Below are 11,308 nucleotides of genomic sequence, written 5' to 3' on the forward strand. Positions count from 1 at the left end.
AGAATAAGCACTTTGAGAGCCTATAACTTTAGTGCCGGCCCAGCGATGTTGCCGGACGATGTAATGCTGACTGCTCAGCAGGAAATGCTGGACTGGCATGGTACCGGTATGTCGGTGATGGAAATGAGTCACCGAGGTCCTGAATATACCTCGATCGCTGAACAGGCTGAAGCCGACTTACGTGAATTGATGGGGATTTCGGATGATTATGCCGTGCTGTTTTTACAGGGCGGTGCGTCCAGCCAGTTTTCGATGATTCCGATGAATCTGCTTAATGGCAAATCACATGCGGATTACTTTAATACCGGCGCCTGGTCGGAAAAAGCCATTACCGAAGCCGGTCGTTACACTAGAGTAAATGTGGTTGCTGATGCCAAACCATCGCATTACCGGACCATACCCGATGAGTCTGAATGGCAGTTATCGGATAATGCGGCTTATGTGCATTACACGCCAAATGAAACGATTCATGGAATCGAGTTTGCAGATATTCCTGAAGTAGGGGATACCCCATTAATTGCGGATATGTCATCAACCATTCTGTCGCGTCCGGTTGATGTGAATCGTTTTGGGCTGATTTACGCTGGTGCTCAAAAAAATATTGGTCCTGCAGGATTGTGTATTGTTATTGTACGTAAAGATTTGATTGGTAAAACCTTGCCGGGAACACCTGTGATGTTTGACTACAAAGTTCATGCGGACAATGGCTCAATGTATAACACACCGGCAACTTACAGCTGGTACCTTGCTGGTTTAGTTTTTCAGTGGCTGAAAAAGAAAGGTGGTTTAGAGGGCATGGCTGAAATCAATCAGCGAAAAGCCACTAAACTCTATGCCGCGATTGATGGCAGTGATTTTTATGCCAATCCGGTTGATATTCGCTATCGCTCATGGATGAATATTCCGTTTACACTGGCAAACAGCGATCTGGATAAACAGTTTCTGGCGGATGCAGCCAAAGAAGGCTTGCTCACACTTAAGGGGCATCGTGATTTGGGCGGAATGCGTGCCAGCATCTATAACGCTATGCCTGAAGCCGGGGTTGATAAACTGATATGGTTTATGTCTGAATTTGAGCGCAGGTTTGGTTAAACATGTCCGAGAAAAAAGCTCTTCAAGCCGTTCGTGAGCAGATTGATAAAGTCGATAAGCAACTTCAGGACTTATTAAACGAACGCACGGCACTAGCGCATCAGGTTGCAGAAATAAAACAGCAATCCGGCGAACAAGCAGATTTTTATCGCCCTGAACGTGAAGCGATGATTTTACGTCAGGTAATGGAACGTAATGTAGGCCCACTATCTGATAAAGAGATGGCCAGATTATTCCGCGAAATCATGTCAGCTTGTCTGGCCGCAGAAAAACCATTACGTATTGCCTATCTTGGACCGGAAGGCTCGTTTACTCAGGCCGCTGCTTTAAAACATTTTGGCGGATCTGCAGAACTTCATCCGGTGAGTACGATTGCCAACGTTTTCAGTGCTGTTGAAACAGAATATGCCTGTTACGGAGTGGTGCCAGTTGAAAATTCTACTGAAGGTATGGTCAATCATACTTTGGACAGATTCGTCAGTTCACCCTTAAAAATCAATGGTGAAGTGACACTTCCGATACATCACTACCTGTTGAGTAATGCTGCACAGCTTGCTGATATTAAAAAGGTTTATGCCCACCCACAGGCGCTGGCTCAATGTCGTCAGTGGTTAGGTGATCAATTGGCCCAGGCTGAACTGATTCCTCTGGACAGCAACTCCGAAGCAGCAAAACGTGTTGCTGAAATGAATCATGATAGTGCAGCAATTGCGGCCAGCACGGCAGCCGAAATTTATGGATTAAAAGTCCTGGCCAGCAATATTGAAGATGAAGCGGGCAACACAACGCGGTTTCTGGTCATTGGTCGTCAGCATGTGGGACCATCAGGTGTGGATAAAACCGCATTGTTGGTCTCCACTAAAAATAAACCGGGTGCATTACAAAACTTACTGAAACCTTTAGCTGACAAAGGCATTAGTATGAGTCGAATTGAATCCCGACCTTCACGTAAGGGTATTTGGGAATACGTCTTTTTTATTGATATTGACGGTCATTGTGAGGATCCTACGGTTGCCAGTGCATTACAGGAACTGGAGTCGGAATCTTCTGTTTTCCGCGTTTTAGGTTCTTATCCAAAGGCAGTGTTGTAAATGACCAAACTGGTATTAGCCAATCCACGAGGTTTCTGTGCCGGAGTCGATCGGGCCATTGAAATTGTAGAGCGTGCTCTGGAGTTATTCGGTGCACCGATCTATGTTCGCCATGAAGTTGTGCATAATCGTACCGTGGTCGAAGACTTACGCAACAAAGGTGCAATTTTCATTGAAGAATTAGCCGATGTACCAGATAACAGTACATTGATTTTCAGTGCACATGGTGTTTCCAAAGCCGTGCAGGAAGAGGGCAAACAACGTGGCCTGAAAGTGTTTGATGCAACTTGCCCGTTAGTCACCAAAGTACACCTTGAAGTCGCCAAACATGAAAAAGTTGCCCGTGAATGTATTCTGATTGGGCATGCCGGTCATCCCGAAGTCGAAGGTACAATGGGTCAATATACTGCTGATCCAACAGCGATGTATCTGGTTGAATCACCAGAAGATGTCGCTAAATTAACAGTCAAAGATCCCAATAACCTGTCGTTTGTCACTCAAACCACTTTATCGGTTGATGATACCAGGCTGGTGATTGATGCTTTGCGTGAACGCTTTCCAAACATCACTGGTCCCGGTAAAGATGATATTTGCTATGCGACACAGAATCGTCAGGATGCAGTAAAACGTCTGGCCGAAAATTGCGATCTGGTGCTGGTAGTAGGGTCTATAAATAGTTCAAACTCTAACAGACTCAAAGAGTTGGCGACGAAACTTGGCACAGAATCTTATCTGATTGATGATGCCAATGAAATTGATGAAAACTGGTTAAAAGATAAAAAACAGATCGGTTTAACTGCTGGAGCTTCAGCCCCGGAATCGTTGGTTCAGGCTGTGGTGGATAAGCTGAAAATGTTGGGTGTTGACGCGATTATTGAAGATAAAGGTCAAATCGAAAATATTGCTTTTTCTTTACCGAAAGCACTTAAAGTAGATATTTCCAGCCTCAGAAAATCAACTTAAGGACAGCCATGCCCTTTCTGCCGGTATTCCTGTGGACCGACATTCTGATTTTTCTTCTGCTCGCTGTTATTACGGCCGGCGTATTCTATCTTCGTAGCAAACCACATTTACGTTCCCCCTGGGTAACGGTAATGCAACGTAAGCGTGGTGTTATCTCGATAATTATCCTGCTCAGTTACGTCACCATTGGCTTTCTGGACTCATTACATTTTCGAGTCGCACTGGATTCGGAAACAACCGAAAAGCAACATTATTCAACTGAAGTGCTCAGTGTGCTTGACTGGTTGGTCACGCCGATTCGTACCCAGGTTGAAAAAACCTATTCCGCCCCGTTTGCTACGCATTTATTTGTCAAAGAAATGCAGATTATTCAGGGAGGGCAGCTGGAATACAGCTATCCAGAACTGAAATACTCCGCAAAGCATCTGCAATCTGAATCTGAAAAGTGGACAAATATCGCTTCAAGCGTAGCCAAGAGTACAGCCGCAGCGATTTTGTTAATGCTGCTGATCATGGCTATTTACATTTTCTATCGGAAAACACGTTACCAACAAGATATATTTGCCGAGCTGAAGCGAGTAATACGCGGCGATTCGGATTATCCGATACGTACCTTTTATCTGATGCTTTTTATGCTTATCTGGCTGAGTATCACCTTAATTGTTTTAAGCCAGAATTATCATGTATTTGGAACAGATAAAGTTGGTCAGAGTGTGCTTTATCAGGCTTTGAAAAGTATCCGAACGGGGCTGGCAATTGGCACTTTGACCACCTTGATAATGTTGCCGCTGGCGATTTTTTTAGGCATCAGTGCCGGCTATTTCAAAGGCTGGATTGATGATCTCATCCAGTACATTTACACCACATTGAATTCCATACCGGGAGTGTTATTGATTGCTGCAGCCGTTTTGATGTTACAGGTTTATATCAATAACCATCCTGACAGTTTTGCCACCGTGGCCGAGCGGGCCGATCTGCGGTTACTGTTTCTCTGTCTGATTCTTGGCGTCACCAGCTGGACAGGTTTATGTCGAATTCTGCGTGGTGAAACATTAAAACTGCGTGAAGCAGAATATGTACTGGCAGCCAGATCATTGGGTGTAAGTGGTTTCAATATCCTGCATCGACATATTCTGCCCAATCTTATGCATATTGTGTTGATTACTGTGGTACTGGATTTCAGTGGTCTGGTACTGGCTGAAGCGGTGTTGTCATATGTTGGTGTAGGTGTTGATCCTTCCATGATTAGCTGGGGCAATATGATTAACAGTGCCCGACTGGAAATGGCAAGAGAACCAGTGGTCTGGTGGTCGTTAACTGCCGCCTTTATCTCGATGTTTATACTGGTGCTGGCAGCTAATCTATTTGCTGACGTGGTACGCGATGCCTTTGACCCACGAATGCAGAAAGCACGATGACCTCGCCAGTCTTATTAGAAGTTACTGGCCTTAGAACCTGGTTTGATAGCAAAGATCAGCCTTATAAAGCCGTTGATGGTATTGATTTTCGTATTCATCAGGGTGAAACCTTCGCCTTATTAGGTGAGTCAGGCTGTGGCAAATCCATCAGTGCATTATCTTTAATGCGGTTAAATCCCTACCCGGCCAGCCGAATTGTGGCCGGTGAAGTCAAGTTAGATGGAGAGGATCTGCTTAAACTTTCTGAAGCGAACATGGAATCCATTCGCGGCAGACGTGTTGCGATGATTTTTCAGGAGCCGCAAAGCTCGTTGAATCCGGTATTAACAATTGGTCAACAAATCGGTGAAACGCTGCGTTGGCATTTCAAACTCTCTTCACAAGAAGTACAGCAGAGAAGCCTTAAATTACTGGATTCGGTAGGAATTCCAGATCCATTACGCCGTTTGAAAGATTATCCGCATCAATTATCCGGTGGGATGAAACAACGGGTGATGATTGCGATGGCGCTGGCTGGCGAACCCGAATTACTGATTGCTGACGAGCCAACAACGGCATTGGATGTGACAATTCAGGCACAGATCCTGGATTTACTCAAACAAATTCAGCGTGATACGGGTATGGCGATTTTGCTCATCACTCATGATCTTGGCGTGGCTGCCCAAATGGCCGATCAGATTGCTGTTATGTATGCCGGACAAATCGTTGAACAGGCTGACAGGCAGACGTTTTTTGACAGTCCTCAGCATCCTTATTCACAGAAATTATTTGAAGCATTACCCAGCGAACAGAAACGTGAACAGCGCCTGACGGTGATTAAAGGCAATGTTCCGCCGTTGAATCAGCATTTTGTCGGCTGTCGTTTTGCTGAGCGATGTGATCATGCCTGGGATCATTGTCAGCAACATGAACCACGGTGGATTGAGAGCAATCAAGCCGGGGTTCGATGTCACTTATACGATTCTGCTGTAGTGTCATCGAAAGTGGAGACTAAAAAACCATTACATGCATCCCATCTGTCGGATGTGGTTCCTTCACAGGTACATGCACTTGATGTCAGAGGATTGAAAGTTCATTTCCCCATTCGCAAAGGCATCCTGCAACGTCAGGTAGGCCAGATTAAAGCTGTGGATGGGGTTAATCTCAGCATACATAACGCTGAGACACTAGCGTTAGTCGGAGAGTCTGGTTGTGGCAAAACTACGGTAGGAAAGGGCATTCTGCAATTGGTCAGGGTGACCGCGGGTGAAGTACGTTTTCAGGGAAAAGTCTTAAACAGACTCTCGCAACGTGAGTTAAAACCTTATCGTGGTGAACTGCAGATCATTTTTCAGGATCCATTTTCCTCAATGAATCCACGGATGACCGTTGAGCAGATTATTGAAGAGGCGATCAGTGCTACTGAGATTCGAAAAGATCCGAAAGCAAAGTCCAGTCACATTGATTCCTTGCTGGAACGTGTTGGTTTAAGGCCTGATATTCGCCATCGTTATCCACATGAATTTTCTGGTGGACAACGCCAAAGAATATGTATTGCCCGGGCTTTGGCGACAGAGCCTGAATTGATTATCTGTGATGAACCTACCAGCGCACTGGATGTATCTGTTCAGGCACAGATCCTGAATTTACTACGCGATATTCAGCATGAATTTGGCCTGTCATTTCTGTTTATTACCCATAATATCGGTGTAGTCGATTATCTTGCCCATCGCGTTGCCGTAATGTATCTGGGTAGAATAGTGGAGCAGGGCAGTCGTCAGCAAGTACTGGATTCGCCGAAACATCCTTATACGCAGGCTTTATTGGCAGCAGTTCCGGACATTGGCAAGCAGGCCATACAGGTTGCCGTAAAAGGTGAATTGCCTTCACCTGCCAACCCTCCTGCAGGATGTCACTTTCATCAGCGCTGCCCACATGTAATGCCCATTTGCCATGAGCAATATCCCCCAACTACCGTGCTGGAAAATGGGCATCAGGTAAATTGTTTTTTATATGAAGAGAATGAAGATGGACAAACAGACCCAAACTGAACTTGAAGCTGCCGCTTTTCGCAGATTAGTTGCACACTTACAGGAACGAAAAGATGTGCAGAATATTGATTTAATGAATCTGGCCGGGTTTTGCCGTAATTGCCTATCAAAATGGTATCTGGCAGCTGCAGAAGAGCAGGGTGTGGCCATGGACTATGATGCAGCCCGTGAGCATGTTTATGGCATGTCTTATGAAGAATGGAAACAGAAATATCAGAAATAAAGTTTAGAATAAGGCAAGTTGCCAGCCAACATATTACTGTTTGCTGGCATTTTCTCTAAGCACTTTCGCCAGTGCTTTGGTTTTGTCATCCACAATGATTTGGTTTGCTGGCATCAATTTGATGCTGGTGATAGTTATCTTGAGCTGGCGCACGTAATTACGGCAGTTATGACAAATAAATAAATGCAGCTTGAATGCCATACGTTGCCGAAATGACAGATCTTTATCCAGATAGTCACTGGCAAGTTGTTCAATTTCGCGGCATTTAAGCATGTTAATCATTATCCTGATACTGAGCGATTTTCTGTTGAATTGCAGAGCGTGCACGATGTAGCAACACTCTTGCATTAGACGCAGAGAGGTCGAGAATATTACAAATTTCCGACATTGATTCACCTTCCAGATCATACAAGCTCAATACTGCTTGCTGTTGTGGTGGCAGTTGTTCAAAAGTCTTGCTGATGATATCGCTGAGTTGGTCGTTGGCCAGAATGGCTTCAGGTGTTTCAAGTTCCCACTGCGAAACCGGTTCTTGCCAATGACCAGTATGATCAAAACGATCTGCGGTTTCTTTTTCCTGCCAGTTTTCATCCAGCGAAACCTGTCGTTTTTCTCTGCGAAGTCTGGTTTTGGCGGCATTGGCTGTGATTTGAATCAGCCAGGTATTCAGGCTGCTGCGACCGGCAAATTCACTCAATGACCGAATGGCTGACATCCAGGCATCCTGAGCAATCTCTTCTGCGAAGGCTTCCCCTATAATAGCTTTGGCAATGGTTACCATTCTTGGATGATAGAGTGCTACAGCTGTTTCAAAAGCGGTTGAGTCACCTTCAAGCATGGCATCAATTAATGCGGCATCATTTTCGTAGAAGTGCGAATCACGCTTGTCTGTCATGTTTGTTAATGAATCCTGACGCCAGCAGCCTAGTCTAATGCCTCAAATTTATAGGCCTTACGAAACAGCTGATATTAATAACGGATGCATCTTGTGCCTGCAAGTAAAAAAGTTTGTGGTCGATCATTCGAAGTGCATTTTATGTATGGTGATCGACTTAGTGAATTCGATAACGAAAGGCAGCAATCAAAAAATGTTTTTTGACTAAAAAGACAGGTGTTTTTCAGAAAATCGCATAAAAGTTTGTAACAAATGATTTGCTGGTCAGTCTATGTCAACAAGCCCGGTTATGAAAGTCGGGTTAATCATGTGACTCAATACATAAGGAATTTAAACATGGCTATGAACAAAAAAACTTCTATCGCATTGGCTGCCAGTGCAGCGATGACTGCAGGTCTGGCTTTTTCACCAATTGCTGCTGCAGATAGCAATCCATTCCAATCAACCGAATTAAGTCATGGATACATGCAATTGGCTAAACATCACGAAGAAGGGAAATGTGGCGAAGCCAAGTGTGGTGAAGACAGTAAAAAAGATGCTGAAGGCAAATGCGGTGAAGCCAAATGTGGCGAAGACAGCAAAAAAGATGCTGAAGGCAAATGTGGTGAAGCAAAATGCGGTAATAAATAATCCGGTATTTGTGACTCATATTAAAAACAGGGGCTGCAAGCCCCTGTTTTTCTTCTAGGGACAACCACTATGATCCAGTTATTAAAAAACTTACAGTGGTCATTGAATACCACGCGTAAAGTGGACTTTTTGGCGCCTTTATTATTGAGAGCTTACCTGATACCGGTTTTCTGGGTAGCTGCCAATAACAAATGGAATCCATTCAATCCCGAGAGTTCATTACAAAGCACCATAGACTGGTTTGCTAATCCGGACTGGGGATTGGGGTTACCGTTTCCTGAGCTGATGGCTTATATGGCCTGGGGAGCAGAGTATTTTGGCGCTATTTTATTATTGTTGGGACTGGCCGTGCGCTGGGTCAGCATTCCATTGATGATTACCATGCTGGTTGCTGCGTTCAGCGTGCACTGGAAAAACGGCTGGCAAGCAATTCATGATCCGATGAGTGCATTTGCTGCTGAAAACGCGGCGGAAGCAATAGATCGTTTGGACCGGGCCAAATCAATCCTTCAGGAATATGGAAATTATAGCTGGCTGACGGAACATGGCAGCTTTGTTGTACTCAATAATGGTATTGAGTTTGCCGCAACCTATTTTGTGATGTTGCTGGCATTGTTCTTTATCGGGGCTGGTCGATATATCAGTATTGATTACTGGTTAGCCAAACGTTATATGGCAAATGAGGTGCATCATGTGGATTCGTAAAAAACATTCGTGGGATATTCCTGAGTCAGAAGTCACGGACTATCAGGTCTATTTGAACCGTCGACAATTTATTAATGGTGCAGCGGGATTGGCTGCAGCAAGTGCAATGCCACTGAGTTTCGCTGCTAAAGCACCAACCGGAGAAGCTTTTACTGATTTGCAGCAAAGCGATTTTTCCACTGAGGAAAAAACAACGACATATGAATCTATTACCACCTATAACAATTTCTATGAATTTGGCACTGACAAGGAATCACCCTCGGCATTAGCTGCCGATTTTCCTGATCGCAGCGAGCCATGGATGATTACTGTGGATGGTGAGTGCGATAAACCAGGTAAATATGATTACAGTGAGCTAATCAAAACCCAGACATTGGAAGAGCGTATTTATCGTCTGCGTTGTGTTGAAGGCTGGTCGATGGTGATTCCCTGGGTAGGTTTTCCGTTAGCCGAAATCCTTAAACAGGCTCAACCCAACTCCAAAGCCAAATTTGTTGAGTTTACCACGTTGTATGATCCTGAGCAGATGCCGGGACAACGTCGTCGCGTGTTAAATTGGCCTTATCGTGAAGGATTGCGCATGGATGAAGCCATGCATCCTCTAACGTTGCTGGCTGTTGGTTTGTATGGCCGTGAAATGCCGGGGCAAAACGGGGCGCCGATCCGTCTGGTGGTACCGTGGAAATATGGTTTTAAAAGCATCAAATCCATCGTGCGGATCCGTTTTGTTGAAGAAATGCCATTAACCGCCTGGGTTCAGGCCAATGCCGGTGAGTATGGTTTTTATTCAAATGTAAACCCGGATGTGAACCATCCACGCTGGAGCCAGCGACGGGAAAGACGCATTGGTGAGTTTCTTAAACGAGAAACGCTGATGTTCAATGGCTATGGAGACGAAGTCGCAGAGCTGTATAGCGGCATGGATCTTAAACGATATTTCTGATGCAAAAACATATCACCAGTCTGAAACGGCTGGTTTTTATCATTTCGTTATTACCGCTTAGCTGGCTGATCTATGCATTGCTGACCGATCAGCTGGGTGCTAATCCTATAGAAGCGGTAACTCGGGACACCGGCGTATGGGCATTGCGCTTTATTATGGTGACTTTGTTGATATCACCGCTACGTAAACTGACGGGTATCAATCACTTTATCCGCTTTCGCCGAATGCTGGGACTTTTTGCTTTCTTTTATGCCAGCGTGCATATGCTGCTGTATCTCGGACTGGACCAGTTTTTTGATGTACAGGAGATATGGCTGGATATTGTTAAACGTCCTTTTATAACCATTGGTTTTATCAGCTTTGTCTTGCTGATTCCATTAACGGTTACCTCTACCGACAAGATGATGAAACGCCTTGGTGGTCGTCGCTGGAAAAAATTACATTATTTAATTTATCTTATTGTCGTGCTTTCTTGTGTGCATTTTTATATGCTGGTCAAGCAAGATAAAACTGAACCATTAATTTATTTTTTCATTGCTATCCTGTTGCTTGGCTTCAGGGTATTCAGCCAGCGCAGGCGTAGTCAATCAGCCGCTTCATAAAGCTTATTTAACCGGCTTTTACAGCAGTTTTTTGTTATAAATTTTTTCCACAAGGTTTTGATTTTCTTGTCAGAATGGCGCTGTAGCACGCTTTTGTCGGCGTGCTGCAGTGTGAATTAAACAAAAACTGTTACAATGTGCGGCTGTAATTTATCGCGTTGAGATTTAAGAAGGTATATATGACTGATTTTGTCGATCACGATCCACAAGAAACGCAAGAATGGTTGGACGCTCTGGAATCTGTGCTGGAAGCGGCCGGTGACGAAAAAGCCCATTTCATTATTGAAAAACTTATTGATAAGGCCCGCCGTAGTGGGGTAAACCTGCCATACAGTGCCAATACTGCATACGTTAATACCATTCCGGTGGATCAGCAGGAACGTATCCCCGGTGACCAGGCAATGGAGCATAAACTACGCTCTTATATCCGTTGGAACGCGATGGCGATGGTGGTTAAAGCCAATATGAAACCTGGCGCAGTCGGTGGACATATTGCGAGCTTCTCATCAGCCGCAACACTTTATGATGTCGGTTTTAACCATTTCTACAGAGGTAATGATCATGAAGACGGCGCCGATATGGTGTTTGTTCAAGGTCACTCTGCACCGGGTATTTACGCCCGTTCTTTCCTTGAAGGTCGTCTGACCGAAGAACAACTGGATAATTTCCGTTTTGAAGTCGATGGCAAAGGCCTGTCTTCCTATCCACATCCCGGG

The 11,308-nt window shown here is 44.8% G+C and carries 12 protein-coding genes and 1 pseudogene; 11 read left to right on the plus strand and 2 right to left on the minus strand.

Going from position 1 to position 11,308, the window contains the following annotated elements; genetic code table 11:
- The first annotated feature begins 12 nt into the window (after positions 1 to 12).
- From serC to B3182_RS13575, 6 genes are read left to right on the plus strand one after another with little or no spacing between them, the layout of a single operon-like run.
- Positions 13 to 1,092 (plus strand): 3-phosphoserine/phosphohydroxythreonine transaminase, encoded by a 1,080-nt coding sequence (gene serC / locus B3182_RS13550; protein ID WP_292357318.1) that lies wholly within the window; start codon positions 13 to 15, stop codon positions 1,090 to 1,092.
- A 2-nt stretch (positions 1,093 to 1,094) separates the two neighbouring features.
- The gene (pheA, locus tag B3182_RS13555; protein ID WP_292357317.1) at positions 1,095 to 2,183 is read left to right on the plus strand and encodes a prephenate dehydratase; all 1,089 of its coding nucleotides are present in this window, start codon (positions 1,095 to 1,097) and stop codon (positions 2,181 to 2,183) included.
- Positions 2,184 to 3,146 (plus strand): 4-hydroxy-3-methylbut-2-enyl diphosphate reductase, encoded by a 963-nt coding sequence (gene ispH, locus B3182_RS13560; RefSeq protein WP_292357315.1) that lies wholly within the window; start codon positions 2,184 to 2,186, stop codon positions 3,144 to 3,146. It begins immediately after the preceding gene.
- 8 nt (positions 3,147 to 3,154) lie between these two features.
- The gene (locus tag B3182_RS13565; protein ID WP_292357313.1) at positions 3,155 to 4,564 is read left to right on the plus strand and encodes an ABC transporter permease; all 1,410 of its coding nucleotides are present in this window, start codon (positions 3,155 to 3,157) and stop codon (positions 4,562 to 4,564) included.
- Positions 4,561 to 6,594: an ABC transporter ATP-binding protein gene (locus B3182_RS13570; RefSeq protein ID WP_292357311.1), complete on the plus strand. Its 2,034-nt coding sequence runs from the start codon at positions 4,561 to 4,563 to the stop codon at positions 6,592 to 6,594. Before B3182_RS13565 ends, B3182_RS13570 begins: the two co-directional genes overlap by 4 nt.
- The gene (locus tag B3182_RS13575) at positions 6,572 to 6,817 is read left to right on the plus strand and encodes a DUF1244 domain-containing protein (protein ID WP_292357309.1); all 246 of its coding nucleotides are present in this window, start codon (positions 6,572 to 6,574) and stop codon (positions 6,815 to 6,817) included. The genes B3182_RS13570 and B3182_RS13575 overlap by 23 nt, the downstream gene beginning before the upstream one ends.
- A gap of 33 nt (positions 6,818 to 6,850) precedes the next feature.
- Here the strand turns inward: B3182_RS13575 and B3182_RS13580 are convergent, their stop codons facing one another.
- A complete protein-coding gene (locus B3182_RS13580) occupies positions 6,851 to 7,090 on the minus strand; it encodes a zf-HC2 domain-containing protein (RefSeq protein WP_292753107.1) in 240 nt (79 codons plus the stop codon).
- A 1-nt stretch (position 7,091) separates the two neighbouring features.
- The gene (locus B3182_RS13585; RefSeq protein WP_292357305.1) at positions 7,092 to 7,712 is read right to left on the minus strand and encodes an RNA polymerase sigma factor; all 621 of its coding nucleotides are present in this window, start codon (positions 7,710 to 7,712) and stop codon (positions 7,092 to 7,094) included.
- A 336-nt stretch (positions 7,713 to 8,048) separates the two neighbouring features.
- On the opposite strand from B3182_RS13585, the gene B3182_RS13590 reads away from it, so the two are divergent.
- From B3182_RS13590 to aceE, 5 genes and pseudogenes are all read left to right on the plus strand, one after another.
- A complete protein-coding gene (locus B3182_RS13590) occupies positions 8,049 to 8,342 on the plus strand; it encodes a low-complexity protein (protein ID WP_292357303.1) in 294 nt (97 codons plus the stop codon).
- A 69-nt stretch (positions 8,343 to 8,411) separates the two neighbouring features.
- The gene (locus B3182_RS13595) at positions 8,412 to 9,047 is read left to right on the plus strand and encodes a DoxX family protein (protein WP_292357301.1); all 636 of its coding nucleotides are present in this window, start codon (positions 8,412 to 8,414) and stop codon (positions 9,045 to 9,047) included.
- On the plus strand, positions 9,034 to 9,990 hold the full coding sequence (gene msrP, locus B3182_RS13600) for a protein-methionine-sulfoxide reductase catalytic subunit MsrP (RefSeq protein WP_292357299.1): 957 nt from the start codon (positions 9,034 to 9,036) through the stop codon (positions 9,988 to 9,990). The genes B3182_RS13595 and msrP overlap by 14 nt, the downstream gene beginning before the upstream one ends.
- On the plus strand, positions 9,990 to 10,592 hold the full coding sequence (locus tag B3182_RS13605) for a sulfite oxidase heme-binding subunit YedZ (RefSeq protein ID WP_292357297.1): 603 nt from the start codon (positions 9,990 to 9,992) through the stop codon (positions 10,590 to 10,592). The genes msrP and B3182_RS13605 overlap by 1 nt, the downstream gene beginning before the upstream one ends.
- A 179-nt stretch (positions 10,593 to 10,771) precedes the next feature.
- Positions 10,772 to 11,308, plus strand: a pseudogene (gene aceE, locus B3182_RS13610) (pyruvate dehydrogenase (acetyl-transferring), homodimeric type); the annotation flags it as partial.

It is taken from the genome of Methylophaga sp. UBA4204 (assembly GCF_002379485.1).
GTDB lineage: Bacteria > Pseudomonadota > Gammaproteobacteria > Nitrosococcales > Methylophagaceae > Methylophaga.